Annotated in this window: 26 protein-coding genes; 16 read left to right on the top strand and 10 right to left on the bottom strand. The window is 68.0% G+C overall.

The features are described from left to right. From QGN17_RS12625 to QGN17_RS12600, 6 genes are all read left to right on the top strand, one after another. Positions 1-2,310 carry a DUF2460 domain-containing protein gene (locus QGN17_RS12625; protein WP_281044840.1) on the top strand — a complete coding sequence of 770 codons (2,310 nt, stop codon included), beginning with the start codon at positions 1-3 and terminating at the stop codon, positions 2,308-2,310. Continuing rightward, positions 2,307-3,122 (top strand): DUF2163 domain-containing protein, encoded by an 816-nt coding sequence (locus QGN17_RS12620; RefSeq protein ID WP_281044839.1) that lies wholly within the window; start codon positions 2,307-2,309, stop codon positions 3,120-3,122. Before QGN17_RS12625 ends, QGN17_RS12620 begins: the two co-directional genes overlap by 4 nt. Beyond that, a complete protein-coding gene (locus QGN17_RS12615; protein WP_281044838.1) occupies positions 3,122-3,511 on the top strand; it encodes a peptidoglycan endopeptidase in 390 nt (129 codons plus the stop codon). Before QGN17_RS12620 ends, QGN17_RS12615 begins: the two co-directional genes overlap by 1 nt. Positions 3,512-3,521: 10 nt before the next feature. Beyond that, on the top strand, positions 3,522-5,717 hold the full coding sequence (locus QGN17_RS12610) for a phage tail protein (protein ID WP_281044837.1): 2,196 nt from the start codon (positions 3,522-3,524) through the stop codon (positions 5,715-5,717). A gap of 1 nt (position 5,718) precedes the next feature. Further along, complete coding sequence (locus QGN17_RS12605) at positions 5,719-6,219, top strand: DUF2793 domain-containing protein (protein ID WP_281044836.1); 501 nt, start codon at positions 5,719-5,721, stop codon at positions 6,217-6,219. 197 nt (positions 6,220-6,416) lie between these two features. Further along, positions 6,417-7,511 carry an OmpA family protein gene (locus QGN17_RS12600; protein ID WP_281044835.1) on the top strand — a complete coding sequence of 365 codons (1,095 nt, stop codon included), beginning with the start codon at positions 6,417-6,419 and terminating at the stop codon, positions 7,509-7,511. A gap of 102 nt (positions 7,512-7,613) precedes the next feature. Here QGN17_RS12600 and thpR read toward each other — a convergent pair whose 3' ends face one another. Next, on the bottom strand, positions 7,614-8,153 hold the full coding sequence (thpR, locus tag QGN17_RS12595; protein WP_313790158.1) for an RNA 2',3'-cyclic phosphodiesterase: 540 nt from the start codon (positions 8,151-8,153) through the stop codon (positions 7,614-7,616). A gap of 113 nt (positions 8,154-8,266) precedes the next feature. Here thpR and QGN17_RS12590 point away from each other — a divergent pair, with 113 nt between their 5' ends. Next, on the top strand, positions 8,267-8,998 hold the full coding sequence (locus tag QGN17_RS12590; RefSeq protein ID WP_281044834.1) for a Bax inhibitor-1/YccA family protein: 732 nt from the start codon (positions 8,267-8,269) through the stop codon (positions 8,996-8,998). 65 nt (positions 8,999-9,063) lie between these two features. On the opposite strand, the gene QGN17_RS12585 is transcribed toward QGN17_RS12590, so the two are convergent. Next, complete coding sequence (locus QGN17_RS12585) at positions 9,064-9,690, bottom strand: glutathione S-transferase family protein (protein WP_281044833.1); 627 nt, start codon at positions 9,688-9,690, stop codon at positions 9,064-9,066. Positions 9,691-9,792: 102 nt separating this feature from the next. Here QGN17_RS12585 and pip point away from each other — a divergent pair, with 102 nt between their 5' ends. From pip to QGN17_RS12560, 5 genes are all read left to right on the top strand, one after another. Continuing rightward, positions 9,793-10,755, top strand: coding sequence for a prolyl aminopeptidase (gene pip / locus QGN17_RS12580; RefSeq protein ID WP_281044832.1), 963 nt, complete (start codon positions 9,793-9,795; stop codon positions 10,753-10,755). A gap of 87 nt (positions 10,756-10,842) precedes the next feature. Further along, positions 10,843-11,223 (top strand): hypothetical protein, encoded by a 381-nt coding sequence (locus tag QGN17_RS12575; RefSeq protein WP_281044831.1) that lies wholly within the window; start codon positions 10,843-10,845, stop codon positions 11,221-11,223. A gap of 31 nt (positions 11,224-11,254) precedes the next feature. Next, positions 11,255-12,292, top strand: coding sequence for a Gfo/Idh/MocA family oxidoreductase (locus QGN17_RS12570; RefSeq protein ID WP_281044830.1), 1,038 nt, complete (start codon positions 11,255-11,257; stop codon positions 12,290-12,292). 35 nt (positions 12,293-12,327) lie between these two features. Beyond that, positions 12,328-13,356, top strand: a complete 1,029-nt coding sequence (locus QGN17_RS12565; protein WP_281044829.1) for a LacI family DNA-binding transcriptional regulator — start codon at positions 12,328-12,330, stop codon at positions 13,354-13,356. Beyond that, positions 13,353-14,249, top strand: coding sequence for an ROK family protein (locus tag QGN17_RS12560; protein ID WP_281044828.1), 897 nt, complete (start codon positions 13,353-13,355; stop codon positions 14,247-14,249). Before QGN17_RS12565 ends, QGN17_RS12560 begins: the two co-directional genes overlap by 4 nt. A 34-nt stretch (positions 14,250-14,283) precedes the next feature. On the opposite strand, the gene leuD is transcribed toward QGN17_RS12560, so the two are convergent. Next, positions 14,284-14,883: a 3-isopropylmalate dehydratase small subunit gene (leuD, locus tag QGN17_RS12555; RefSeq protein WP_281044827.1), complete on the bottom strand. Its 600-nt coding sequence runs from the start codon at positions 14,881-14,883 to the stop codon at positions 14,284-14,286. Further along, on the bottom strand, positions 14,883-16,334 hold the full coding sequence (gene leuC / locus QGN17_RS12550; RefSeq protein WP_281044826.1) for a 3-isopropylmalate dehydratase large subunit: 1,452 nt from the start codon (positions 16,332-16,334) through the stop codon (positions 14,883-14,885). The genes leuD and leuC overlap by 1 nt, the downstream gene beginning before the upstream one ends. 139 nt (positions 16,335-16,473) lie before the next feature. Between leuC and QGN17_RS12545 the strand changes: the two genes are divergently transcribed. The 3 genes from QGN17_RS12545 to ilvD all read left to right on the top strand — a co-directional run bounded on the left by QGN17_RS12545 (position 16,474) and on the right by ilvD (position 19,473). Then, entirely contained in the window at positions 16,474-17,241 is a 768-nt protein-coding gene (locus QGN17_RS12545; protein WP_281044825.1) for an enoyl-CoA hydratase, read from the top strand. Next, complete coding sequence (locus QGN17_RS12540; RefSeq protein WP_281044824.1) at positions 17,241-17,534, top strand: putative quinol monooxygenase; 294 nt, start codon at positions 17,241-17,243, stop codon at positions 17,532-17,534. Before QGN17_RS12545 ends, QGN17_RS12540 begins: the two co-directional genes overlap by 1 nt. A gap of 85 nt (positions 17,535-17,619) precedes the next feature. Beyond that, positions 17,620-19,473 carry a dihydroxy-acid dehydratase gene (gene ilvD / locus QGN17_RS12535; protein WP_281044823.1) on the top strand — a complete coding sequence of 618 codons (1,854 nt, stop codon included), beginning with the start codon at positions 17,620-17,622 and terminating at the stop codon, positions 19,471-19,473. 28 nt (positions 19,474-19,501) lie between these two features. Here the strand turns inward: ilvD and QGN17_RS12530 are convergent, their stop codons facing one another. Together QGN17_RS12530 and QGN17_RS12525 are read right to left on the bottom strand one after the other, a co-directional pair. Then, positions 19,502-19,954, bottom strand: coding sequence for a cytidine deaminase (locus QGN17_RS12530; protein WP_281045213.1), 453 nt, complete (start codon positions 19,952-19,954; stop codon positions 19,502-19,504). 20 nt (positions 19,955-19,974) lie between these two features. Beyond that, positions 19,975-20,460 carry a UPF0262 family protein gene (locus QGN17_RS12525; RefSeq protein WP_281044822.1) on the bottom strand — a complete coding sequence of 162 codons (486 nt, stop codon included), beginning with the start codon at positions 20,458-20,460 and terminating at the stop codon, positions 19,975-19,977. A gap of 122 nt (positions 20,461-20,582) precedes the next feature. Between QGN17_RS12525 and QGN17_RS12520 the strand changes: the two genes are divergently transcribed. Beyond that, positions 20,583-22,103 (top strand): replicative DNA helicase, encoded by a 1,521-nt coding sequence (locus tag QGN17_RS12520; RefSeq protein WP_281044821.1) that lies wholly within the window; start codon positions 20,583-20,585, stop codon positions 22,101-22,103. A 10-nt stretch (positions 22,104-22,113) separates the two neighbouring features. Here the strand turns inward: QGN17_RS12520 and QGN17_RS12515 are convergent, their stop codons facing one another. The 4 genes from QGN17_RS12515 to QGN17_RS12500 form a co-directional block, all read right to left on the bottom strand. Then, positions 22,114-22,479: a hypothetical protein gene (locus QGN17_RS12515; RefSeq protein ID WP_281044820.1), complete on the bottom strand. Its 366-nt coding sequence runs from the start codon at positions 22,477-22,479 to the stop codon at positions 22,114-22,116. An 87-nt stretch (positions 22,480-22,566) separates the two neighbouring features. Continuing rightward, positions 22,567-23,343 (bottom strand): phosphoadenylyl-sulfate reductase, encoded by a 777-nt coding sequence (locus QGN17_RS12510; protein ID WP_281044819.1) that lies wholly within the window; start codon positions 23,341-23,343, stop codon positions 22,567-22,569. Further along, positions 23,336-23,761 carry a DUF934 domain-containing protein gene (locus QGN17_RS12505; RefSeq protein WP_281044818.1) on the bottom strand — a complete coding sequence of 142 codons (426 nt, stop codon included), beginning with the start codon at positions 23,759-23,761 and terminating at the stop codon, positions 23,336-23,338. The genes QGN17_RS12510 and QGN17_RS12505 overlap by 8 nt, the downstream gene beginning before the upstream one ends. Then, positions 23,754-25,382: a nitrite/sulfite reductase gene (locus tag QGN17_RS12500; RefSeq protein WP_281044817.1), complete on the bottom strand. Its 1,629-nt coding sequence runs from the start codon at positions 25,380-25,382 to the stop codon at positions 23,754-23,756. The genes QGN17_RS12505 and QGN17_RS12500 overlap by 8 nt, the downstream gene beginning before the upstream one ends.

The following is a 25,382-nucleotide window of genomic DNA, read 5'->3' as shown; positions in this document are numbered from 1 at the left end:
ATGGGCTGGTGGCTGACGAGTGACGCCGATGCCGACCGTGCGCGGAAACAGGCGGGCGGGTGGATCAAGCGTTTCGATTCGCGCTTCTGGACGGTCAATTTCCCGCGCCCGATGATGGCGGCGGTGACGACCACCGCCCCCGATGCGCTCCGCGTCGATGCGGTGTTCTACGGGAGCGACGATCTCGCCGGACTGATCTGGGAGGCGGAGGACCGCATCGACCATCCGCTCAACCGCTACGAGACGGTGCGCGATTTCCGGCAGTGCACGCTCACATTCCGCTGGCGCTCGTCGGGGCTGATGCCGCTCGATGCGATCAACGGCCCGACGTTGACCATCGAGGGGCGCGATGCCTCGGGCGCGACGCGGAGCTGGTACGTGCGCCTGTGGAACTATGCGCAAGGGTCGCCCGAAGACGCGACGGTCACGCTCGATTTCGGGGCTATGACGGGGGGCTTCGCGCTCCCCGCCGATGCCGATCCGGTATGGGCGGGAGACGTTGACCGGCTGTTCCTGTCGCTGGTGCCGCCAGCCTATACCGGCGTCGCGGGCGATCTCGCGGCTCCGGCCGAGGCCTGGGTCGAACTGACCGGCATGGTGAGCGATGGCGCCGGATCGACGCTGGCGATCGGCGACGGGCTGGTGCCGCCGCACGGGCTGATGATCGCCACCGGTTACGACGACGCCTACAACCAGACGCCGGCGCGGGTGCTGCGCCAGATCCTCGCGCTCGGCTATCGCGGCGCGATCGATCATTATGTCGGCATGAGCCACTATTTCCGGCTGGAGGCGGTGGCGGGTGCGGGGCATCTCGTCAGTCTCGCGGGCGGAACGCTGAACGTCGCGGCCGAGGCGTGGCACCGCGATTTCCTGGCGCGGGCGGCGGGGCTGGGGTTCGAGGTGATCCTCGCGCTTTCTTACGAACTGCTCGATCAGCATGCGTGGCAAGACTGGAAGCAGCGCGCGGCTGATGGCTCGCCCGCGCTCACCGGGTGGGATCCGCCTTCGACCCTGCTGTCTCCCGCTTGTTCGCCGGCCATGTCCTACCTTCGCACCGTCGCGACGGCGTTCGCGACGCTCGCGGCAGAGGCGGGGCCGGTGCGCTTCCAGATCGGCGAGCCGTGGTGGTGGACCCGCGCCGACGGCACGATCTGCCTCCACGACGATGCCGCCCGCGCCGCGCTCGGCCCGGATGCCGATTACGTGACCAGCCTGATCGGCCCGCTCGACGCGACGCAGACGGCGGTACTCGATGCGGCCGGCGCCTTGCTCTCGACCTCGACGGCGGCGCTGGGCGCGGCGGTGAAGGCGGTGGCGCCCGACGCCGAGCTGTCGTTGCTCACCTATCTGCCGACCGTGTTCGATCCCCGGATGCCAGAGGCGATGCGTGCCAACATGCCGGTCGGCTGGGCCAGCCCGGCTTTCGATCGCCTCCAGCTCGAGGATTATGACTGGGTGCAGGCCGGCGACACCGGCGCGAGTGCGCGCGGAGCCGCCTTCGCCACCGAACGGCTGGGCTATCCGCCGGAGCGGCAGGATTATTTCTCGGGCTTCGTGCTGAACGCCATCGACGCGCCGGTCTTCTGGCCGCGCATCGAGGCGGCTGCGACGGTGGCGCGGGCGCGGGGCGTCGCCCGCGTCTTTCTCTGGGCGCTGCCGCAGGTGGCGCGCGACGGCTTCACGATATTCGAACTGGGGGAGGGGGACGTGCAGGCCTTCGACGATGTGGATTTCCCGCTGACGCTGGGCGCGCAGGCGAGCGTGACGCCGGCTTTCTCGACCGCGATCGTGACCTCGGCGGCCGGGGTCGAGCAGCGCAATGCCGACTGGGCGGACGCGCGGCTGAGCTTCGATGCCGGACCGGGCGTGCGATCCGAGGACGACATCGCCGGCCTGCTCGCCTTCTTCCGCGCGCGGCGCGGGGCGGCGCGGGCCTTTCGGTTCCGCGATCCGTTCGATTTCCAGGCGACCGACGTGTCGATCGGCATCGGCGACGGCACGACGACGAGCTTCCCGCTGGTCAAACGCTACGGCGACGGCGAGGAGGCGCAGGTGCGTCGGATCACCCGGCCGGTGACGGGCAGCGTGCGCGTCGCGGTAGGCGGGGTCGAGGCCGCCGAAGGATGGTCGTTGCTCGACGGCGGCATCGTCTCCTTCGTCACCGCGCCTTCCGCCGGTGCCGAGGTGACGGCCGGCTTCCAATTCGACGTGCCCGTCCGTTTCGCCGAGGACAGGCTGGAGGTCAGCCGCGCCACCTTCCTTGCCGGCGAGGCGCCGAGCGTTCCGCTGATCGAGGTGCGCGAGCCATGAGCGTCGCCTGGCTCGACGGCGCGCTGACCACGATGGCGCTGTGCTGGCGGCTCGATCGCGCGGACGGGGTGAGCATCGGCTTCACCGCGCACGATCGCGACCTGACGATCGGCGGCGTGGTCTACCGCTCCAGCCCCGGCATGGTGCCGTCCGCGATCCGCCAGTCGGACGGGTTCGACGTCGATACGCTGGATGTCGAGGGTGCGCTGACCCACGATGCGATCACAGCCGACGACCTCACCGCAGGGCGCTGGGACGGCGCCGCTCTCACCCTGTGCGCGGTCGACTGGATCGACCCCGCCGATCCGCTGGTCATCGCGCGGGGCGAGATCGGCGACGTCTCGATCAGCGATGCGGCCTTCACCGCCGAGCTGCGCGGACCGACCGCCCTGCTGGAACGGCCGGTGGTCGAGCGCACCTCGCCCGATTGCCGCGCGCAGCTCGGCGACCGGCGCTGCCGCGTCGATCTGGCGGCCCATATCCGTCTCGCGATGGTGACGGCGGTGGCGGACGAGGTGCTGACGCTCGATGTCGCCGAACCCTCGTCCAACGCGTACGGCTATGGCCGGCTTCGCTGGCTCGACGGCGACAATGCGGGCCTGTCGGCGGCAATCCTCTCCTCGACCGGCGCGACGGTGACGCTGCGCGATCCCCCGGCCTTCGCGATCGCCGAGGGCGCGCGGGTCGAGCTGCTGGAGGGGTGCGACCGCCTGCTCGATACCTGCCGGATACGGTTCGCCAATGCCGCCAATTTTCGCGGCGAACCCTATCTGCCGGGGGTCGACCTGCTGACCCGCTACGGCACCGACTGATGGCGCCGGACGAGGCGACTGTGATCGCCGCCGCGCGGGCCTGCGTGGGTGCGCGGTTCCGGTTGCACGGGCGCTTTCCAGCCAATGGACTGGATTGCATCGGGCTGGCGGCGGTCGCCTACGGTCGGGATCGTGTGCCGACCGGCTACGCCCTGCGCGGCGGCGATCCGGCGCGGGTAGCGGCCGGGATCGAGGCGGCGGGGTTCGTCCCGGTGGAGGGCGCGGCCCGCCCCGCCGATCTGCTGCTTCTGCTGCCCGGTCCCCATCAACTCCATCTCGCGATTCTCACCGATCGCGGTTTCATCCATGCCGATGCGGGCCTGCGCCGGGTCGTCGAGGTGCCTGGGCCGCCACCTTGGCCGACGCTCGGCCGCTGGCGCGTCGCCTGAAGGGAAGATCATGGCCACTCTCGTCCTCACCGCCGTCGGCACCGTCGTCGGCGGCCCGATCGGTGCCGCCATCGGCGCGGTAATCGGCAACCAGATCGATCGCGCCATCTTCACGCCCAAGGGCGCCAAGGGGCCGCGCCTCGACAGTCTCGCCGTGCAGGGCTCCTCCTACGGAGCCGATCTGCCGCGGCTGTTCGGCACGATGCGCGCGTCGGGATCGGTGATCTGGGCTACCGACCTGCGCGAGAGCACGCACAAGTCCGGCGGCAAGGGCAAGCCTGCGACCACCACCTACAGCTATTCGGCCTCCTTCGCGGTCGTGCTGTCCGCGAGGCCGGTGCGGACGATCCACCGCATCTGGGCGGACGGCGCGCTGCTGCGCGGCGCGGCCAAGGACTGGAAGACCGACGTGGGCGCCTTCCGCCTCCACACCGGCGAAGACGGGCAGGCGATCGACCCGCTGATCGCGGCGGCCGAGGGGATCGACGCGACGCCGGCGCATCGCGGGTTGGCCTATGCGGTGTTCGAGGATCTGCAGCTGGCCGATTACGGTAACCGCATCCCCTCGCTCAGCTTCGAGGTGGAGGCCGACGACGGCGCGGTCTCGCTGACCACCATCGCGGCCATCCTGTCCGAAAGCGAAGTGAGCGGGGCGGGCGGCCCCCTGCTCGGCGGCTATGCGGCGTCGGGCGACAGCCTGCGCGGCGCGATCGAGGGGTTGGGATCGGCGCTGCCGGTGGCCTTCGCCGATGGCGCCGACGGCCTGCACCTGGTCGACGAGACGGCCGCCCCGCTCGATCTACCCGTCACCGAGATGGGGGCGTTCGCATCGGGCGCCAAGCCGGTGCCCAGGGTCGTGATCGAGCGACAGGCGGCGGGCACGCTGAACGAGGCGCTGTCGATCGGTTATTACGATCCCGCGCTCGACTATCAGATCGGCTCGCAGAGCGCGCGGCGGGATGTCTCCGCGCGCCGGGCGGGCGCGATCGATCTGCCCGCCGCCGTCGACGCATCGAGCGCGCAGAGCATCGTCGAGGCGCGGCTGGCGCGCGAGTGGGCGGGGCGGACGACGGCGCGGCTGGCGCTGCCCTTGCGGCATCTCGACATCGCCGCCGGTGCGATCGTCGCCGTGCCGGGCCAGAACGGGCGCTGGCGGGTGACCGAGCGCGCCTTCGAGGACATGGTGCTGACGCTGACCGTCCAACGGTTGCCGCCGGCGACGGGCGACGCACCCCCGGCGAGCAGCGGTTCGGGCCTTTCTCAGCCCGACCTGCCGCATGGGCCGACGACGCTCGCGCTGCTCGATCTGCCGTCCCTCGGCGATGATCCGGCGACCGCGCCGACGTTGCTGGTCGCGGCGGCCGGCGAGCAGGCGGGATGGCGCAAGGCGGCGCTGACGCTGAGCCTCGACGACGGCGCGAGCTGGCAGGCGATCGGCGGCACGGCCGCTCCGGCGATCATCGGGCAGGCAGTGACCGTTTTGGTCTCCGGAAGCAGTGCCGTGAGGGACGATGCGAACAGCGTCGATATCCTGCTGCTGAACGATGCGATGGCATTGGCGAGCAGCGACGCCACCAGCCTTTCGGCGGCCACGAACCTCGCTTTGCTGGGCGACGAGCTGATCCAGTTCGCTTCCGCCGAGCAGATCGGGCCGCGCCTGTTCCGCCTCGCGGGCTTGCTCCGTGGTCGCCGTGGCAGCGAATGGGCGATCGGCGGCCATGCGATCGGCGATCGCTTCGTGCTGGTCGATCCGGATGCGCTGCTGGCCTGGCCGTTGCCGCTGTCCGCAATCGGCCGGTCGGTGCGGGTGTCGGCGAACGGGGTGGGGGACAGCGCGCCTGCGGAGGCCGACCTCACATTCCAGGCCCGTGCCATGCGGCCCCCGGCACCGGTGGCCCTCCTCGGCACGGCGATGCCCGACGGTTCCGTATCGGTCGGCTGGACCCGCCGCAGTCGCGCGGGCTGGGACTGGCTGGACGACACCGACGTGCCGCTCGCGGAAGAGACCGAGCGCTACCAGATCCTCCTGTCGCGGCCGGGGGGCGTGGATCGATTGCTCACGGTCGCGGAACCGGTCGCGACGATCGCGCCCGCCGATCTCGATGCGCTGGGCGGCGCGGGGCCGCTGACCATCACGATCGCGCAGATCGGCACGACGGCCGCCTCGCTGCCGCCCGCCACCCTCACCATGACATCGGGAGCCTGACATGACCGACGCTACCGCGCGCCTCGCTCTGCCCTTCATCGCATCCGGGCAGGCGCAGAAGGAATTGTTCCACAACGAGGCGCTGGTGCGGATCGACGCGCTCCTCCAGCCGGCGGTCGAAAGCCTGCTGGTGGACAGTCCGCCGCCCGCGCCCGCGCCCGGCCAATGCTGGATCGTCGGCGAATCCCCCGTCGGGGCGTGGGCGGGGCAGGCGTTGGCGCTGGCTGCCTGGAGCGATGGCGGCTGGCGCTTCGTCTCGCCGCGCCCCGGAATGGCGGTCTGGTCGCTCGCCGACACCCTGGTTGCGCATTTCGATGGCGACGCATGGATGGTTGGCGAGATCCGGGCGCGACGGTTGCTCGTCGATGGGGTCGCCGTGGTGGGCGCGCAACAGTCCGCGATCGCCGATCCGACCGGCGGAACCTCGCAGGATTCCGAGGCGCGCGCTGCAATATCCGCAATTCTGGCGGCACTGAGGAGCCACGGTCTCATCGCGAGTTGAAATTTTTTTGCGGCACGGCGAAACCGAATGGATTATCGAGTGTTGAGCAGCCGCTTGCCGGGGAGGAAACACAACAGGCGACAGCGGGGTTGTGGCAATCTGGCAACAGTGTGGGAATATGCGCGCTTGCGCGGATATTCCTCTTTGGTTAGGCTTTTATCCGTTCCCAGACGGGAATTGATTGAAAGGGGATTATTATGCGGAAGCTCGCCGTAGTTATGGCGCTCGCCTCCACCGCATTGGCCGGCGCTGCCGCCCATGCGAAGGACGGTGCCTGGTACGTAGGCGTTGAAGGCGGCGCGATGCTCGTCGAGGATTCGCACTACAGCATCAATGGTGCGTCCGACGCGCTCAAGGTTAACCAGCATTATGGCTACGATGTCGACGGCATCGTGGGCTACGATTTCGGTCCGGTCCGGATCGAAGGCGAAGCGGGTTACAAGCGCTCGAAGGTCGATGATTTCGCGACCTCCGTCACGACCTATAACGGCCCGAAGGGCAGCACCAGCGCGCTCAGCTTCATGGTCAACGCGCTGCTCGACTTCGGCGACGAGTCGGGCATCAGCGGTTACGTCGGCGGCGGTGCCGGTGTGGCCCGCGTGAAGGCCGACAACTGGCGCGATTACAGCGATACGCCGACCTTCCTCGACGACAGCGACACCCGCTTCGCGTGGCAGGCGATCGCCGGCGTTCGTGCGCCGCTCACCGACAACATCGACGTCGGCCTGAAGTATCGCTTCTTCAACGTTCGCAACGTGAAGATGGTCGGCCTCGATCCGGATCTCGGAACGGCCGCCGACTATAAGGGCAAGTTCCGGTCGCACTCGATCCTGGGCAGCCTGATCTTCAACTTCGGCGAGCCGGCGGCCCCGCCGCCCCCGCCGCCCCCGCCGCCCCCGCCGCCCCCGCCGCCGCCGCCTCCGCCGCCGCCGCCGGTGGTGCAGAACCCGGGTCCGTTCATCGTGTTCTTCGACTGGAACAAGTCGGACATCACGCCGGAAGCCGCGTCGATCCTCGACAACGCTGCTGCGGCCTACACGCAGACCGGTTCGGCTTCGGTGATGCTCGCGGGCTACACCGACACGTCGGGTACGCCGAAGTACAACATGGGCCTCTCGCAGCGTCGCGCCGACGCGGTGAAGTCCTATCTCTCGGGCAAGGGTGTGCCGGACACGGCCATGCAGACCCAGGCCTTCGGCGAAACGCACCTCCTGGTGCAGACCGCCGACGGTGTGCGCGAGCCGCAGAACCGCCGCGTGGAGATCACCTTCGGTCCGGGTTCGGGCCAGTAAGGCACTCCACCGGGGCCTCTTCGGAGGCTTTGGAGACGAAGGGAGTCGGCATCATGCCGGCTCCCTTTTTCTTTGCGCGCGTGAGGAGGGATCGGGAGGCTTTCAGGCGAGCGAATAGCGGGCGACCGTCTCGTAGCTGGCGCCCTCTGATCCAAGCTGGCTTTCGAACAGCTCGAAGTGACTCACCTCGAAATGATGTCCCGCCGGCACAGTCACGGCCGATGCGACCTCCGGCCCCGGCGACTCGCTGCGGGGAAAGCGGGCGATCGTGATGTGCGGCACGAACGCCCGGTCGTCGGCCGCGATGCCGGCCAGACGCAGCGCCGCATCCACCCGGCCATGCAGCGCTGCCACCGCCTCGCGTGGCTGGACGCCGACCCACAACGTATCGACCCGGCCCTTGCGATCGAACGTGCCGGCCGGGCCAAGGCCGAGCGCCAGCGGTTCGCCCCGGACGCGGCCGAGGGCTGCGGCGACGTCTTCCGCCAGGTGACGATCCACCGCGCCGATGAAGCGCAAGGTGCAGTGCAGTTGCGCGTCGTCCTGCCAACGGGCGCCGGGCACGCCTCCCATCAGTCCGGCAAGGAAGATGCGCGTCGCGGCGGGTGGACGAAGCGCGACGAACAGGCGATGCAGGGCCATCAGCAATCTTTCGTTACAAATCGGGCCGACCGGTTTCGCTTGAAACCATAAGGCGAACGCCCGATATTGTCTGGGTCGGCGGATTTCGCCGACGATAAGGAGAGTTTCTTCCGATGGCTAACTGGTCTGACCCCCGGATGACCGCGGTGCCCCGCGCCGCGACAGGCGCGCGCGACGCGGCCTTCGATGCGGGTCTGCGGTCCTACATGCTGTCCGTCTACAACTATATGGCGTCGGGCGTGCTGCTCACCGGCATCGTCGCGATGCTGTTCGTGAACACGACCTTCGGCCTGTCGCTGCTCGCCAATCCGGCGGCGCGGCTGATCCTGATGCTGGCGCCGCTGGGTGTCGTGCTGGCGATGAGCTTCGGCGTGAACCGCTTCTCCGAAGGCACGATCAAGACGCTGTTCTGGTCGTATGCGGTGCTGATGGGCGTGTCGCTGTCGAGTATCCTGCTCGTCTATACCGGCTCGTCGGTGGCGCAGGCCTTCTTCGCGGCAGCGGTCGGCTTCGGTAGCCTCAGCCTCTACGGCTACACCACGAAGCGCGATCTCGCCCCGTTCGGCGCCTTCATGATGATGGCGGTGTTCGGCCTGATCGCGGCGATGGTGATCAACATGTTCGTGAAGAGCACGGGCATGGAACTGATCATCTCGGGCGTCGGCGTGCTGCTGTTCGCGGGCCTTACCGCCTTCGACACGCAGCGGATCAAGAGCAACTACTTCGCGGTGCGTGGTACGGAGTTCTACGGCAAGTCGGCGGTGATGGGCGCGCTGACCCTGTACCTCGACTTCATCAACATGTTCCTGTTCCTGCTGCGCTTCATGGGCAACCAGCGCAACTGATCCGGACGGGATCGACGACAACGGAAGGCCCGGCGGAGCGATCCGCCGGGCTTTTTCGTATCCGCTCAGGCGGCAACCTTGGGCGGCGGCATCGCCCCGTCGATCTCGATCGAGCGCAGATAGGCGGGACGTGCCTCAAGTCGCTCGACATAGGCGGTGAAGACCGGCTTCCGCTCGATCGTGGCAAAGCGCATGTGGAAGGACAGGCAGGCGCCGACATAGCAATCGGCCGCCGTGAAATGATCGGCGGCGATGAAGGCCTTGCCCTCCAGAGCGTCGGCGATCGCACCCACCACCGCGTCCAGGCCCGAATAGCCGACCATCGCGGCCCGCTCGGGCGGGATCGAGCGGCCGAGTGCCTTGTCGACGATCGCCGCGTCTAGCGGGCCTGCCGCGAAGAACAGCCAGCGATAATAGTCCGCCCGCTCGGTGGGCGGAGGTGCGAGGCCGGCTTGCGGGAAGGCGTCGGCCAGATAGGCGCAGATCGCCGCGCATTCGGTGACGACCTTGCCGTTGTGGGTGATCGCCGGCACCTTTCCCATCGGATTGATCGCCAGATAGTCCGGCCCCTTCATCGTCGTGCCATATTCGAGGATTTCGGTGCGATAGGGCTGGCCGACCTCCTCCAGCATCCAGCGCACCAGCCGGGCGCGCGACATCGGGTTGGTGTAGAAGACGAGTTCTTCGCTCATGGCCTGATCCTCCCTCCGGCTCCGGCGCGATGCTAGGCCTGGCGGTGGAGTCGCCACAAGCGGGGCTTGGCGAAGCGCGGGGCCTCTGCGAAGGTCGCGCGCATGACCGAACCGCTGCGCACGCCTTATCCCGCCATCGAACCCTTCGAGTCCGGCCTTCTGGATGTCGGCGACGGTCACCAGATCTATTGGGAGCGCTGCGGCAAGCGGGGCGGCATCCCCGCCGTCTTTCTCCACGGCGGGCCGGGGGGCGGATGCAGCCCGGCGCATCGCCGGCTGTTCGATCCGGCCCGCTACGACGTACTGCTGTTCGACCAGCGCGGCTGCGGACGGTCGCGGCCCCATGCCAATCTGGATGCCAATACGACCTGGCACCTTGTCGCCGACATCGAGCGGCTGCGCGCCATGTGCGGGCACGATCGGTGGCTGGTGTTCGGCGGAAGCTGGGGTTCCACGCTGGCGCTCGCTTATGCCGAGACCCATCCGGAACACGTTTCCGGCCTGATCCTGCGTGGCATCTTCCTGCTGCGGCAGGCGGAGGTGGACTGGTATTATCAGGGCGGCGCCGCCTGGCTGTTCCCCGACAAGTGGGAGAAGTTCCTCGCGCCGATTCCGGAGGCCGAGCGGGGCGATCTGGTCGCCGCCTATCGCCGCCGCCTGACCGGCAGCGATCCCGCCGAGCAGGCGGCCTGCGCGCGGGCGTGGAGCGAATGGGAGGGCGGCACGATCACCCTGCTGTCCGATCCGGCGATGACCGGCGGCTTCGGCGAGGATCGCTTCGCGCTGGCCTTCGCACGCATCGAGAACCACTATTTCACGCACAAGGGATGGATGGAGGAGGGGCAGTTGCTGCGTGACGCGGGGCGGCTGAAGTCGATCCCCGGCGTGATCGTGCAGGGCCGCTACGACGCGGCTACTCCGGTGCGCAGCGCCTGGGATCTGCACCGCGCCTGGCCGGAAGCGGATTTCCACCTGATCCCCGACGCCGGCCACGCCTATAGTGAGCCGGGTATCCTCGATCGTCTGCTGCGCGAGACCGACGCACATGCCGATCGGATGGGCTGAGGCGCAGCCCCCGATAAATCGACAACGGGACCGAAGCGGCGCATCCTCGCTGCCGTGCCGAGCGTTGTCTGCGTGAGGAGTCCGCTCATGAAGATCGTTGCCGCCGTCCTCGTCGCCTTCGCCGGATCGTCCGTCGCGCTGGCCGCTCCCGCGGCGCGCCCGCCCGGCGCGGTGGCCTGCATCGATCCCCAGCAGATGCAGGGCACCAGCGCGGAAGGCAGCGACACGATCATCTTCCACGTCGGCAACCGGACCTATCGCAACCGGCTGGACAGCGTCTGCCCTGGCGTGGAGCGCCTCAACACGTTCAGCAGCCTCGAGACGGAGCCGTCCGGCGGGCAATTGTGCCAGGGCGATACCGTGCGCATTTTCGATCAGCAGGCGGTCCGTGGTGTCGGCATCAACGCCTATCCGCGCTGCCGGCTCGGCTGGTTCGAGCCGGTTCCCCCGAAGGCCGGGCGGCCTTGACGATGCCCCACGCGCGCGCCCAACTGGGCTGATGACGACATCCTCCCCGATCGGGGTCGGGCTGGCGGGCTACGGCCTTGCCGGCGCGGTCCTCCATGCGCCGATCCTCGAAGCCCTTTCGGACTATCGCATCCGCGCGGTGATGACCTCGCGGGCGGAGGCCGCCGAACGTCGCGACGCGCCGGCGGTCGTGCCGGATATCGATGCGCTGCTCGCCCATCCCGGTGTCGATCTGGTGGTGGTGGTGACGCCGAACGCGCATCACGCCGATCATGCCGAGGCGGCGCTGCGTGCGGGCAAGCATGTCGTGATCGACAAGCCGATGGCGCCCGATGTCGCCACCTGCGATCGTCTGATCGACATCGCGGCCGGGGCGGACCGTCTGCTCAGCGTCTACCACAACCGTCGCTGGGACGGTGACTATCTGGCGGCGCAGGCACTGCTTGGCGCCGGCGAACTCGGCACGCCGGCGCTCTATGAGGCACGCTGGGATCGCTTCCGCCCGACCGCGCCCGCCGTATGGCGCAACGAGGCGGGGCCGGGGAGCGGGCTGCTCTGGGATCTCGGGCCGCACCTGATCGACCAGGCGATCGGGCTGTTAGGCTGGCCCGATGCGATGGCCGCCGATGTCGCCATCCAGCGCGGCGACGCCCGAGCCGACGATTATTTCGAGATCGCGCTGCATTACGGGACGATGCGCGCGATCGTCTCCGCATCCTCGCTGGTCGCCGCGACGCGCCCGCATCTGGCGTTGCACGGCACCGGCGGCAGCTGGTGGACCGAGGGCATCGATCCCTGGGAAGCCGCGCTGCGCGCCGGCGAACCGTTGACCCGCCTGCCCGACATCGCCGCCTTCCGTGCCACCAAGGATGGGGAGCGCACGCCGCGCCCGGTTCCGGCGGGCGATGCGGCGGGTTTCTATCGCCGTCTCGCCCGCGCGATCCGGGGCGAGGGGCCGATCCCGGTCGATCCGGTCGACGCCCGCAACATCGTCGCGCTGATCGAGGCGGCGCATCGTGGGCAACCGGTCCCGCCTCGCCGCTTGCCTGATAACGCTGGACAAGGCTAATTGCCACGCGGGAGAGCCGAAACGGGGACGCGCAATTGGCCAGACGACAAGCGACACGCCATTCCACGATCACCGACGTCGCCGATGCGGCGGGCGTCTCGATCAAGACCGTCTCGCGCGTGTTCAACGATGAACCCAACGTCCGCCCGTTGACCCGCGACCGCGTGCTCAAGGCCGCGGCGGATCTGGATTATCATCCCAATGTCGCGGCACGCAGCCTGGCCGGGCGGCGATCGTTCCTGATCGGCCTCGCCTACGAAAATCCCAGCCCCAACTATGTCGTCGATCTACAGAGGGGCGCGTTGGAGCGCCTGCACGGCGAGCGTTATCGTCTGCTGGTGCTGCCGTTCGACGATGCCTCCGCCGCGTCGGGCAAGATGCAGGCGATCGCGCGGGCCTCCGGTCTCGATGGCATGGTGCTGGCGCCGCCGCTCTGCGACGATCCCGCGACGGTGGCCGAGCTGGAGGCGTGCGGACTGCCCTATGCCCGCATCGCGCCGACCAGCGGCGGCAGTCACGCGCCCGATGTCGCCATGGACGATCGCGAGGCGGCGCGCGCGGTGGTCGATCACCTCGTCGGCCTTGGCCATACCCGGATCGGGGTGGTTCGCGGTGATCCCAGCCACGCATCGGCGGGTGCGCGACTCGAAGGGTATCACGCCGGTCTCGCGGCACACGGCCTCGCGGCAGACCCGGCGCTGGAGGTGCAGGGCGCCTATACCTTCGTTTCGGGCTATGAGGCGGGCAGGGCGCTGCTCGCGCTCCCCGATCGCCCGACCGCGATCTTCGCGAGCAACGACGACATGGCGGCTGGCGTGATCAACGCCGCCTATGAGGCGGGCGTGTCCGTGCCCGATCAGCTCTCGGTGGTCGGTTTCGACGACAGCAACATCGCCTCGGTGGTCTGGCCGCGCCTCACCACCATCCATCAGCCGATCCGCGACATGGCGCGCGAGGCGACCAGTGCCCTGCTCTCGCTGATCGACCATGAAGAGACGGTGCCCCACCAGATGTTGCCCTTCCAGCTCGTGATCCGCGGATCGACCGGCCCGGTGCCTGCGTGAACGCCCCGCTGATTGCCGGCATCGAGCTCGGTGGCACCAAGATCGTCTGCGTGCTGGCTAGCGGCCCGGATCGGGTGATCGACGAGGCGCGCGTGCCGACGACGACGCCGGAGGAGACGCTGCCGGCGATCGAGGCGGTGCTCGACGGGTGGAGATGCGACCACGGGTTTGATGCGCTCGGCCTCGGCAGCTTCGGTCCGATCGACGTCGATCCCGCCTCGCCGACCTGGGGATCGATCACCAGCACCCCCAAGCCCGGCTGGAGCCACGTCGATGTCGCCCGCCGGCTGCGCGGGCGCTACGAGGTGCCGACCGCCTTCGATACCGACGTTTCCGGCGCGGCGCTCGCCGAAGGGCGCTGGGGCGGCGCGCAGGGGCTGGAGAGTTTCTGCTATATCACTGTCGGAACGGGCGTCGGCGTGGGCGTCGTTTCCTCGGGCAAGCCGGCGCGCGGCCTTGGCCATGTCGAGGCGGGGCATTTGCGGGTCGGCCGCGTGGCCGGCGATGACTGGGCGGGCGCCTGCATCTACCACGGCGATTGCGTCGAGGGGCTGGCCTCCGGCTTCGCGGTGGAGAAACGCACCGGGCGGCGGGGCGAGACGATCGGCGGCGATGACCCGGTCTGGCCGCTGGTGGCGCACGCGCTGGCCGGGCTGTGCCACAACCTCGTGCTGACCGCGCTGCCGCAGCGCATCCTGATCGGCGGCAGTGTCGCGAACCACCAGCCGCAAATCCTGCCGATGCTGCGCGCCCGCCTGGTGGAGAGCCTGGCCGGTTACGCGCAGGGCGAGCGGATTGCGGATGAGATCGACACGTTCGTCACGTCGCCCGCGCTGAGCGATCAGGCCGGCCCGCTGGGATCGATCGCGCTGGGAATGGAAGCGTTGGCCTAGAAATCCTCCCCCTGGCGGGAGAGGATTTTGGCGCTCACGCCGCTTTGGCAGCCCCTTCCACCCACGGCGTATCCACGTGCGCCTTCATCTCGTGCGCGGCGATGGCGTCGTCCAGTTCCAGCGTGATGCCGATCTCGTCGAGGCCTTTCAGCAGGCAATCCTTGCGGAACGGATCGATCTCGAAACGGAAGCGATCCTGATAGGGCGTCGTCACCGTCTGGTTCTCAAGATCGATGCTGATCGGCAGCTCCTGCGCCACTTCCAGCAGGCGATCGATCTGCTCCTGCGGAAGCACCACCGTCAGGATGCCGTTCTTGAACGCGTTGCCCGAGTGGATGTCCGAGAAGCTCGGCGCGATCACCGCACGGATGCCGAGATCGGCCATCGCCCATGCGGCGTGCTCGCGGGAGGAACCGCAGCCGTAATTCTCGCCCGCGATCAGGATGGGCGCACCGGCGAAGCGTTCGTCGTCGAACACGTTGCCCGGCTCTGCGCGGATCGTCTCGAAAGCGCCCTTGCCGAGGCCCTCGCGCGTGATCGTCTTGAGCCAGTGGGCGGGGATGATGATGTCGGTGTCGATATTGGCGCGGCCGAGCGGATAGGCCTTGCCCTCGATGGTGCCGATGGCGCGCATCAGGCGATCTCCCTCACGCCAATGTCTCTTACGTCGGTCAGCTTGCCGGTGACGGCGGCGGCGGCGGCCATGGCGGGCGAGAGCAGATGGGTGCGCGCGCCCGGCCCCTGGCGGCCGACGAAGTTGCGGTTGGAGGTGGAGGCGCAGCGTTCGCCGGCCGGTACCTTGTCCGGGTTCATGGCGAGGCACATCGAGCAGCCCGGCTCGCGCCACTCGAAGCCAGCCTCGATGAAGATGCGGTCGAGGCCCTCGGCCTCGGCCTGGCGTTTCACGAGGCCCGAGCCGGGGACGACCAGCGCCTGCTTGATGGTGCCGGCGATGTGGCGCCCCTTGGCGATCGCGGCGGCGGCGCGCAGATCCTCGATACGGCTGTTGGTGCAGCTGCCGATGAAGATGCGATCCACCGTGACGTCCTGCATCCGCTGGCCCGGCGTGAGGCCCATGTAGGCGAGGCTCTTCTCGGCCGCCGCGCGGCGCGACGGATCGGTGAAGCTGGCCGGATCAGGCACGGTGCCGGTGATCGGCACGCTGTCGTCCGGGCTGGTGCCCCAGGTGACCAATGGTACGATCGTCGCGGCGTCGATCGTGACCACCTTGTCGTAGACCGCGCCGGCATCGGTGGCGAGGCTGCGCCACCAGGCGACTGCCTTGTCCCAGTCGGCGCCCTTCGGTGCGCGCGGCTTGTCCTTCAGGTAGGCGAAGGTAGCGTCGTCGGGCGCGACCAGACCGGCGCGCGCACCCGCCTCGATCGACATGTTGCAGACGGTCAGCCGTCCCTCGATCGACATCTCGCGGAAGACGGAGCCGGTATATTCGGCGACGTAGCCCGCGCCGCCGCCGGCCCCCAGCGCCGCGACGATGGCGAGCGCCACGTCCTTCGGCGTCACGCCCGGACCCAGAGGACCATCGACGCGTACCTCCAGCGACTTCGAGCGCTTGAGCAGCAAGGTCTGCGTGGCGAGCACATGCTCGACCTCCGACGTTCCGATGCCGAAGGCCAGCGCACCGAGCGCGCCATGGCTGGCGGTATGGCTGTCGCCGCACACCACGGTGGTTCCGGGCAAAGTGAAGCCCTGCTCCGGCCCGACGACGTGGACGATGCCCTGCTCGGGCGCCAGATCCTCGATATATTCGACGCCGAACGCGCGCGTGTTCTTCACCAGCGCGGCAAGCTGCTGCGCCGACTGCGGATCCTCGACAGGCAGGCGCTTGCCCGCCGCATCGACGCGCGCGGTCGTCTGGATATTGTGGTCCGCCACAGCGAGCGTGAGATCGGGGCGCCGCACCTTGCGATCGTTGGCGCGAAGGCCGTCGAACGCCTGCGGGCTGGTCACCTCGTGGACGAGGTGACGGTCGATATAGAGAAGCGCGGTGCCGTCGTCGCGCTGCTGGACGACGTGTGCGTCCCATATCTTTTCGTACAGGGTGCGGGGGGAGGACTCGGTTGCCATAGTGGCGGAGCCTCTAGCGCGGGCGACGCGGCTTGTCGCCTTTTATGTCCTTGGCATCGTGAAAGGCGGAATTTTCGTGCGCAGGTTTCCAAGCACCACCGACGGCGCTATGCTTGACGTATACGTAAAGGAGAGAGTGATGAGCGACGGCGTGGAGGTGATCGAGACGGGTGGGGTGATCGAGCTGCACCTCGATCGTGCGGACAAGAAGAACGCGCTGACCGCCGTCATGTATCGCACGCTCACCGCCGCGCTGGCCGAAGCCTCGACGCGTGCGGATGTCGATGCGGTGCTGATCGCGGGCAAGGGCGACGCCTTCTGTGCAGGCAACGACCTCAAGGATTTCCTCGCCGGGCCGGAGGGCGGTGCCGCGGCGTTCGAGTTCATCCAGGCGATCGCCCGCTTCGACAAGCCGATCGTCGCGGCGGTGCAGGGGCTAGCCGTCGGCGTCGGCACGACGATGCTGTTCCACTGCGACCTCGTCTATGCGGCGCCGGATGCGCGATTCATCATGCCCTTCGTCAATCTCGGCATCTGTCCGGAAGCCGGCTCCAGCCTGCTCGCGCCGGCGGTGATGGGCTATGCCAAGGCGGCGCAGATGCTGCTGCTGGGCGATCCGATGGATGCCGAAGGCGCCGACAAGGCCGGTCTGGTCAGCGCGATCGTGCCGGGTGACAATCTGCTCGATCATGCCCGCGTGAAGGCCGCCGCGCTCGCGGCCAAGCCGCCGCAGGCGCTGGCCTATACCCGGCGGTTGATGAAGGGGGATCCCGCCGCGCTGGAGGCGCGTATGGCGGAGGAAGCGCGGCTCTTTCAGGAGACGATGCAGTCCGCCGAGGCGAAAGAGGCCTTCACCGCCTTCTTCGAAAAGCGCGCGCCGGTTTTCCGTCGCGAAGGAGTTGCCTGATGCCGCTGAAGATCGTCGCCTTTCTCACACCAAAGCCGGGCAGCGAGACCGCGCTGCGGCAGGCGGTGGCGGCGGTCGTCGCCGGCAGCCGCGCCGAGACCGGCAATCTGCGCTACGACGCATGGCATGATGCGGCGGCCGGCCGGATCGTCATCGACGAACTCTACGTGGATCATGCGGCGATCGACGCGCATCGGGAAGCCGCGCACTATAAGGCGTTCCGGGCCGCAGTGGCCGACCTGCTCGCCGCGCCGCCGGAGGTGAGCGTGCTGAACGAAATCGAGGTCGCGTAATTTCGTTTCACTGAAAGTGCAATAATCTCGCTTTCTATTGCGCGGAGGCGGGGCTATGGGGGCGCCTCATTCACGAGGTTCCACCATGCCCGCTTACCGTTCCCGTACCACCACCCATGGCCGCAATATGGCCGGCGCTCGCGGCCTGTGGCGCGCGACGGGAATGAAGGACAGCGATTTCGGCAAGCCGATCATCGCGGTGGCGAACAGCTTCACCCAGTTCGTGCCGGGCCACGTCCACCTGAAGGATCTCGGCCAGCTCGTCGCGCGCGAGATCGAGGCGGCGGGCGGCGTCGCCAAGGAATTCAACACCATCGCGGTGGATGACGGTATCGCCATGGGCCATGGCGGCATGCTCTATTCGCTGCCCAGCCGCGAGCTGATCGCGGACAGCGTCGAATATATGGTCAACGCGCATTGCGCCGATGCGATGGTGTGCATTTCCAACTGCGACAAGATCACGCCGGGCATGCTGATGGCGGCGATGCGGCTCAACATCCCGACGGTGTTCGTGTCGGGCGGCCCGATGGAGGCGGGCAAGGTCGTGGTGAAGGGCAAGGAGGTCGCGCTCGATCTGGTCGATGCGATGGTCGCCGCCGCCGACGACAGCTACACCGACGAGGAAGTGAAGACGATCGAGCGATCGGCCTGCCCGACCTGCGGATCCTGCTCGGGCATGTTCACCGCGAACTCGATGAACTGCCTCACCGAGGCGCTAGGCCTCTCGCTGCCCGGCAACGGATCGACACTCGCCACCCATGCCGATCGCGAGAAGCTGTTCCGCGAGGCGGGGCATCTGATCGTCGATATCACGAAGCGCTGGTACGAGCAGGACGACGCGACGGCCACGCCGCGCGGCATCGCCACCTTCGCCGCGTTCGAGAATGCGATGAGCCTCGACATCGCGATGGGTGGATCGACGAACACGGTGCTCCACCTGCTCGCCGCCGCGCAGGAGGGCGGGGTGGACTTCACCATGGCCGACATCGACCGGCTGAGCCGCCGCGTGCCGTGCCTGAGCAAGGTCGCGCCGGCCAAGAGCGACGTGCATATGGAGGACGTCCACCGCGCCGGCGGGATCATGGCGATCCTCGGCGAGCTGGAGCGCGGCGGGCTGATCGACGCCTCGCAGCCGACCGTCCACGCGCCGACGCTCGGCCATGCGCTCGATCGCTGGGACATCGGCCGCACCAACAGCGAGGACGTCCGCAACTTCTACCGCGCCGCGCCGGGCGGCGTGCCGACGCAGACGGCGTTCAGCCAGTCGGCGCGCTGGGAGGATTTGGATACCGATCGCGCGGGCGGCGTGATCCGCGACATCGAACATGCCTTCTCGAAGGATGGCGGCCTTGCCGTGCTGTTCGGGAACCTTGCGCCCGAGGGGTGCATCGTGAAGACTGCGGGCGTGGATGAGAGCATCCTCACGTTCCGCGGCACCGCGCGCGTCTACGAGAGCCAGGACGCCTCGGTGGTCGGCATTCTCGGCGGCGAGGTGAAGGAGGGCGACGTCGTCGTCATCCGCTACGAGGGGCCGAAAGGCGGGCCGGGGATGCAGGAGATGCTCTACCCGACCAGCTATCTGAAATCGAAGGGGCTCGGGAAGGCCTGCGCGCTGATCACCGACGGGCGCTTCTCGGGTGGCACGTCGGGGCTTTCCATCGGCCACGTCTCGCCGGAAGCGGCCGAAGGCGGGTTGATCGCGTTGGTCGAGACGGGCGATCCGATCCTGATCGACATCCCCAATCGCGTGATCAGGCTCGATCTGGATGATGCGGTAATCGCCGAACGCCACGCGCAAATGGAGGCCAAGGGCGCCAAGGCGTGGAAGCCGTTCGGGCGCAAGCGCGAGGTGTCACCGGCGCTGCGCGCCTATGCGGCGATGACGACCAATGCGGCCAAGGGCGCGGTGCGCGACGTGAGCCAGGTCGAGCGGGGCTAAATCCTCCCCCTGGCGGGGGAGGATTGCGTTACGCCAGCCCCAGATCCTTTGGTCCGAAGGCGTGCGGGAGCAGCGCCGACAGCATATGCCGCTCGATCTTGCGCCCGTCGCCTGACGAGCAGAAGACCGGCAGATCGCGCCCCGCCATCTGCGCCGCCTCGTTCATCACCTGCCGGCAGCGCCCGCATGGGCCGACCACGTCGGCGCCGGTCGGCAGCCCGTCCGGCCCCATCATCCCGCCGATTACCGCCACTGCCACCACGTCGCGAAATCGGCCCTGCGCATTGGCGGTCGCCAGCGCCACCGTCTCCGCGCAGAGTGACAGGCCATAGCTGGCATTCTCGAAATTGGTGCCGGTGACGACGCTGCCGTCGGTCATCAGCAGCGCCGCGCCCACTGCGAACTTTGAATAGGGCGCGTGCGCGTGCCGTGCCGCCTCGCGCGCCGCTTCCACCAGCACGCCGACGGCGGCGTCTTCCATCGGTACTTCAGCCACGCTTGTTATCCCCGAATGTGCAGCACGCAGATGAGGGTGAACAGGCGCCGCGCGGTGTCGAAATCGAGCTCGATCTTGCCGTCCAGCCGCTCCTGCAGCAGTTCGGCCGCTTCGTTGTGGACGCCCCGCCTAGCCATGTCGATGGTCTCGATCTGCTGGGGGGAATGCTGGCGCACCGCCTGATAATAGCTGTCGCAGATTGCGAAATAGTCTTTGATCGCCCGGCGGAAGCGCATCATGCCGAGGCCGATCGTCTCGATATGCGTATCGTCGGCGCGATTGATGTCGATCGCCAGCCGCCCTTCCTCGACACGCAACCCGACCTTGTAGGGGCCTTCATAGCTGTCGGTCGTCGCGCGCAGCGGCTTGAAATGGTTCTCGTGCAACAGGTCGAACAGCGCGACCTTGCGCTCCTGCTCGATATCGGCGTTGCGCTTGAGCACGGTGCGCTCGTCGAGCGAGACATCGATGATGCGCGGGTCGGCGGCCATGGTGGACCGCACCTATCCGGTCGCGCGTCGCTTGGCGAGAGCGGTCTTATCCACAGCACCCTCCACCAAAGTTTATCCGTGCCCGTCTTGAGCCGGAGTCCGGAAAGGGTGACAATGGCCCCATGCTTCAACCGGTCCCTTCGTCGCCCGCAATGCCGGCGTCCGACACCCCTGCGCTTCCCCAGAACATCGAGGCGGAGGCCGCGCTGCTGGGCGCCATGATGATCGACAATCGCCTGTGCGAGGACGTGCAGATCAAGCTGCGCGAGGAACATTTCTTCGAGCCCCTGCACGGCCGGATCTACACGCAGATCCTGCGGCTGGTCGATCGCAACATGATCGCCAATCCCGTCACGCTGCGCCCGCTGTTCGACAGCGACGAGGCGATGAAGGAGCTGGGTGGCCCGGCCTATCTGGCGCAGCTCACTGGCTCCGGCGCGGCCCTGATCGGCGCGCGGGACTTCGCGACGCAGATCTACGATCTCGCGCTCCTGCGGGCGTTGGTCGGCGTCGGGCGCGGCATGGTCGAAAGCGCGATGGACACCTCCGATGAGGTCGATCCCAAGACGCAGATCGAGCAGGCCGAGGTCGCGCTTTACAAGGTGGCCGAAGAGGGCGGCGAACAGGGATCGACCAAGTCCTTCCTCCAGGCCGCCACCGAGGCGGTGAAGAATGCCGAGCGCGCGCTCAATTCGGGCGGCCATGTCTCGGGCATCACGACGGGTCTCGACAGTCTCAACGCCAAGATGGGCGGCCTGCACCGCTCCGATCTCATCATCCTCGCCGGGCGTCCCGGCATGGGCAAGACCTCGCTCGCCACCAACATCGCCTTCAACGCTGCGCAGAGGATGATGCGCGAGCGGGGCGACGATGTGCCGGAGAACAAGCGCCTCGGTGCCGGCTGCGCCTTCTTCAGCCTCGAAATGTCGGCCGACCAGCTGGCGACCCGTATCCTCGCGGAAAGCTCCGGAATCAGCGGCGAATCGCTGCGCATGGGCAAGATCAGCCAGCAGGATTTCCGTAACCTCGCCCGCGCGGCCGCCGAGCTGGAGCAGCTGCCTCTCTATATCGACGACACGCCGGGCCTCACCATTGCTGCGCTGCGCACCCGCGCACGGCGTTTGAAGCGCCAGCGCGGGATCGACCTGATCATCGTCGATTATCTCCAGCTGCTCTCCGGTGGCGGCAAGGGCGGCGAGGCCAATCGCGTGCAGGAAATCTCGGAGATTTCACGCGGCCTGAAGCAACTCGCCAAGGAACTGCACGTGCCCGTGATCGCGCTTTCGCAGCTGTCGCGTCAGGTCGAAGCGCGCGAGAACAAGCGGCCGATCCTCTCCGACCTTCGCGAATCGGGTTCGATCGAGCAGGACGCCGATCTCGTGCTGTTCGTCTATCGCGAGGAATATTACGTCCACTTCCAGAAGCCCAAGGAGGCCTCGCTGGAATCGGGGGACAGCGCGGCGGACGTCGCCGCCTTCGAGGATTGGCAGATGAAGATGAGCCGCGTTCACGGCGTCGCGGAAGTGGTGGTCGCCAAATCCCGTCACGGCTCCACGGGCACGATCCCGGTGAAGTTCGATGCCAAGATCACGCGCTTCTCGGATCTGGCGGATTCGAACTACGTGGTGCCCGATTACGAATAGGCCGGGCCGCTCAGCCCAGCTTGTCGACCACCTGCGTGGCGAGCGCGCCGATGCCGCCGCCATGCACATAGGCGCTGGCGGCCGTCTTGGCGGCGGTACGGGCTTCCTTGGCCACTGCGATACCGCCGTCGAGGATGTGGCGGAGGCCATGGACGATGTCCGTCACCGCGCCACCCGAGGACGCGGTGCTGGCCGAGCTGGTGCCGGTCGTGGTGCTGCTGGTCGAAGTGGACGTCGTCGTCGAGGCGATCGCATCCATGTGCAGCTTGGCGAAGAGTTTCTGCAACTCCTCGGAGGCCGTGCTCGTTGCGGATTGCGTCGAGAAGGCCGCGTGGCTGGTGCCGGTCAGGCTCGAGAGAAGGCTTCCGATGCTCATGGCGTTTTTTCTACGCCCGAGGCCTAAAGATTCGGTTGATGCGGTCGTTACCTCTTCTCCCCTCCCTGAAAGGGCGGGGAATAGGTCTCAGAAGCTCGGCTGATCCGCCCCATCCGCCGGTGTGTGGATGCCGCATTCCACCTTGTCCCAGCCGCGCCAGCGGCCCGCGCGCGGATCTTCGCCGGGCTGCACGACGCTGGTGCAGGGCGAGCAGCCGATCGAGAGGTAGCCTTGCGCTTCCAGCGGATGCCGGGGCAGCTTGTGCGCCTCGAAATAGGCGTTGAGATCGTCCTTCGACCAGCCGGCGAGCGGGTTGAGCTTCAGTTTGGCGCCGCCCGGATGCTTGGTATCCAGCTCGAACAGCGGGATCGCCGTGCGGGTCGAGGCCTGGAAGCCCTTGCGGCCCGAAATCCACGCATCGAAGGGCGCCAGAGCGCGCTGCAGCGGCTCGACCTTGCGGATCTCGCAGCAACCGTCCGGATCGTAGGACCAGCGCAGGCCGGTCGCATCCTTCTGGGCGAGAATGCGCGGATCGGGGCGATAGACGCGCAGATCGGTGAAGCCCAGCCGCTCGGAAAGCTCGTCGCGATAGGCGAGCGTCTCGCCGAACATCTTCTGCGTGTTGGTGAAGACCACCGGCACGTCTCGATCGATCTCGGCGATCATGTGCAGCAGCACGGCGGATTCGGCACCGAAGGAGGAGACGGCGGCGAGGCGGCCGGCGAGTTCCCCGGTCAGCAGTTCGCGCAGCATCTCCTGCGTCGGCACGCCCGCGAAGCGCGCGTTGAGCGCGTCCACGTCGGCCTGGGTGAAGAGCGGGGTGGTGTCGATCATGTCGACCTTACGAACGGGTGCACTAGCCATGGCGGAGTTTCCATGCCGGCGCCCTCCCGTCGGCGGCTTTCTGATAGACGTTGGAATAACGGCCCAGCGCGCGCTCCACCGCGGCCGGATCGAGTGGCTTGTCGGGCGCGAAGGCATCGAAGCCGCAACGGCGCATCGGCAGGATCTGATCGACCAGCACGTCGCCGGCCGCCCGCAGTTCGCCGGTGTAGCCGGCCTCGCGCAGGATGCGGCCCGCGCTGTACCCGCGCCCGTCGCGGAACGCCGGGAATGCCACCTCGATCAAGGCAAGGCGATCGAGGAAGGGCAGCAGCTTGCGCGCATCCTCGTCCGATTCCAGCCGCACGGCGGTGGCGTTGGACTGATCGAGGAAGGCGTCGAGCGTGACGGCCGGTTCCTCGTGCGCGACATCGTCGCGGTAGCGGAGGCCCTCAACCATAGATCGCCTCCTTGAAGGTCTCGAAGCCGACGCGGCGATAGGTGTCGAGGAAGCGCTCGCCCGGCTCGCGCGTGGCGACGTAGCGGTCCAGCGTGCGCTCGATCGCATCGACGATGCCGTCCTCGTCGAAGCCGGGGCCGGTGATGCGGCCGAGGCTGGCATCCTCCGCGCCCGATCCGCCGAGCAGCAGCTGGTAATTCTCGGTACCCTTCCGGTCGACGCCGAGGATGCCGATGTGGCCGGCATGGTGGTGGCCGCAGGCGTTGATGCAGCCGCTGATCTTGAGCTTCAACTCGCCCAGATCCTGCTCGCGGTCGGCGAAGCGCTCGGAGATCTTCTGCGCGACCGGGATCGAGCGGGCGTTCGCCAGCGAGCAGTAATCGAGGCCCGGGCAGGCGATCATGTCGCTGATCAGGTCGAGGTTCGCGGTGGCGAGGCCGGCGGCGTCCAGCTTCTGCCAAATCGTGTAGAGATCGGCCTTGCGGACATGCGGCAGTACGATGTTCTGGCTGTGCGTCACGCGCAGCTCGTCGAAGCTGTAGGTTTCGGCGAGGTCGGCCATCAGGTCGATCTGGTCGGCCGAGGCATCGCCGGGGATGCCGCCGATCGGCTTGAGGCTGATCGTCGCGATCGCATAGCCGGGTGCCTTGTGGGCGAAGACGTTCTGGTCGACCCACAATTTGAAGTCGGGATCGGAGAGATCGAGCTCGTCCGACAGGCCCTGCTCCCACGCGGGCGGGGCGAAGAAGGCGTTGATCCGATCGAACTCTTCCGCCGGCGGGTCGATGCCGAGCGTCTTGACGTGGAGGAACTCCTCCTCGACCTGGCGGCGATATTCGTCGGCGCCGATTTCGTGGACGAGGATCTTGATCCGCGCCTTGTAGATGTTGTCGCGCCGGCCGTAGCGATTGTAGACGCGCAGGCAGGCCTCGAGATAGCTGAGATAATCCGCCGCCGGCAGGAAGTCGCGGATCAGCGGCGCCACCATCGGGGTGCGGCCCATGCCGCCGCCGACAAAGACCTTGAAGCCGGTCTCGCCCGCCTCGTTCTGCGTCAGCTGGAGGCCGATATCGTGCAGCCGCATCGCCGCGCGGTCCTCGTCGGACGCGATGATCGCGACCTTGAACTTGCGCGGCAGGTAGGTGAACTCCGGGTGGAAGGTGCTCCACTGGCGCAGCAGCTCGGCCCAGGGGCGCGGGTCCGCCACCTCGTCCGCCGCGGCGCCGGCATATTGGTCCGACGTGGTGTTGCGGATGCAGTTGCCGCTGGTCTGGATGGCGTGCATCTCGACCGTCGCGAGATCGGCGAGGATGTCGCCCGCATCCTTCAGCTCGATCCAGTTGTACTGGATGTTCTGGCGCGTGGTGAAGTGGCCGTAGCCCTTGTCATACTTGCGCGCGATGTGGGCGAGCATGTGCATCTGGCGGCTGTCCAGCGTGCCGTAGGGAACCGCCACGCGCAGCATGTAGGCGTGGAGCTGGAGGTAGAGGCCGTTCATCAGCCGCAGCGGCTTGAACTGGTCCTCGCTCAACTCGCCCGACATGCGGCGCGCGACCTGATCGCGGAATTCCTCGACGCGGGCATCGACGATCGACTGGTCGTACTGGTCGTATTTATACAT

The organism is Sphingomonas oryzagri (assembly GCF_029906645.1).
GTDB lineage: Bacteria > Pseudomonadota > Alphaproteobacteria > Sphingomonadales > Sphingomonadaceae > Solisphingomonas > Solisphingomonas oryzagri.
The sequence above is the reverse complement of the archived record's forward strand: the minus strand, read 5'-3'. Positions and strand labels throughout refer to the sequence as shown.

What these genes read in the sequence shown, in the direction of transcription:
- QGN17_RS12625 (WP_281044840.1), top strand. Translation starts at nt 1, where the DNA reads ATGGGCTGGTGGCTGACGAGTGACGCCGATGCCGACCGTGCGCGGAAA.
- QGN17_RS12620 (WP_281044839.1), top strand. Translation starts at nt 2,307, where the DNA reads ATGAGCGTCGCCTGGCTCGACGGCGCGCTGACCACGATGGCGCTGTGC.
- QGN17_RS12615 (WP_281044838.1), top strand. Translation starts at nt 3,122, where the DNA reads ATGGCGCCGGACGAGGCGACTGTGATCGCCGCCGCGCGGGCCTGCGTG.
- QGN17_RS12610 (WP_281044837.1), top strand. Translation starts at nt 3,522, where the DNA reads ATGGCCACTCTCGTCCTCACCGCCGTCGGCACCGTCGTCGGCGGCCCG.
- QGN17_RS12605 (WP_281044836.1), top strand. Translation starts at nt 5,719, where the DNA reads ATGACCGACGCTACCGCGCGCCTCGCTCTGCCCTTCATCGCATCCGGG.
- QGN17_RS12600 (WP_281044835.1), top strand. Translation starts at nt 6,417, where the DNA reads ATGCGGAAGCTCGCCGTAGTTATGGCGCTCGCCTCCACCGCATTGGCC.
- thpR (WP_313790158.1), bottom strand. Translation starts at nt 8,153, where the DNA reads ATGGCCCTGCATCGCCTGTTCGTCGCGCTTCGTCCACCCGCCGCGACG.
- QGN17_RS12590 (WP_281044834.1), top strand. Translation starts at nt 8,267, where the DNA reads ATGGCTAACTGGTCTGACCCCCGGATGACCGCGGTGCCCCGCGCCGCG.
- QGN17_RS12585 (WP_281044833.1), bottom strand. Translation starts at nt 9,690, where the DNA reads ATGAGCGAAGAACTCGTCTTCTACACCAACCCGATGTCGCGCGCCCGG.
- pip (WP_281044832.1), top strand. Translation starts at nt 9,793, where the DNA reads ATGACCGAACCGCTGCGCACGCCTTATCCCGCCATCGAACCCTTCGAG.
- QGN17_RS12575 (WP_281044831.1), top strand. Translation starts at nt 10,843, where the DNA reads ATGAAGATCGTTGCCGCCGTCCTCGTCGCCTTCGCCGGATCGTCCGTC.
- QGN17_RS12570 (WP_281044830.1), top strand. Translation starts at nt 11,255, where the DNA reads ATGACGACATCCTCCCCGATCGGGGTCGGGCTGGCGGGCTACGGCCTT.
- leuD (WP_281044827.1), bottom strand. Translation starts at nt 14,883, where the DNA reads ATGCGCGCCATCGGCACCATCGAGGGCAAGGCCTATCCGCTCGGCCGC.
- leuC (WP_281044826.1), bottom strand. Translation starts at nt 16,334, where the DNA reads ATGGCAACCGAGTCCTCCCCCCGCACCCTGTACGAAAAGATATGGGAC.
- QGN17_RS12545 (WP_281044825.1), top strand. Translation starts at nt 16,474, where the DNA reads ATGAGCGACGGCGTGGAGGTGATCGAGACGGGTGGGGTGATCGAGCTG.
- QGN17_RS12540 (WP_281044824.1), top strand. Translation starts at nt 17,241, where the DNA reads ATGCCGCTGAAGATCGTCGCCTTTCTCACACCAAAGCCGGGCAGCGAG.
- ilvD (WP_281044823.1), top strand. Translation starts at nt 17,620, where the DNA reads ATGCCCGCTTACCGTTCCCGTACCACCACCCATGGCCGCAATATGGCC.
- QGN17_RS12530 (WP_281045213.1), bottom strand. Translation starts at nt 19,954, where the DNA reads ATGGAAGACGCCGCCGTCGGCGTGCTGGTGGAAGCGGCGCGCGAGGCG.
- QGN17_RS12525 (WP_281044822.1), bottom strand. Translation starts at nt 20,460, where the DNA reads ATGGCCGCCGACCCGCGCATCATCGATGTCTCGCTCGACGAGCGCACC.
- QGN17_RS12520 (WP_281044821.1), top strand. Translation starts at nt 20,583, where the DNA reads ATGCTTCAACCGGTCCCTTCGTCGCCCGCAATGCCGGCGTCCGACACC.
- QGN17_RS12515 (WP_281044820.1), bottom strand. Translation starts at nt 22,479, where the DNA reads ATGAGCATCGGAAGCCTTCTCTCGAGCCTGACCGGCACCAGCCACGCG.
- QGN17_RS12510 (WP_281044819.1), bottom strand. Translation starts at nt 23,343, where the DNA reads ATGGCTAGTGCACCCGTTCGTAAGGTCGACATGATCGACACCACCCCG.
- QGN17_RS12505 (WP_281044818.1), bottom strand. Translation starts at nt 23,761, where the DNA reads ATGGTTGAGGGCCTCCGCTACCGCGACGATGTCGCGCACGAGGAACCG.
- QGN17_RS12500 (WP_281044817.1), bottom strand. Translation starts at nt 25,382, where the DNA reads ATGTATAAATACGACCAGTACGACCAGTCGATCGTCGATGCCCGCGTC.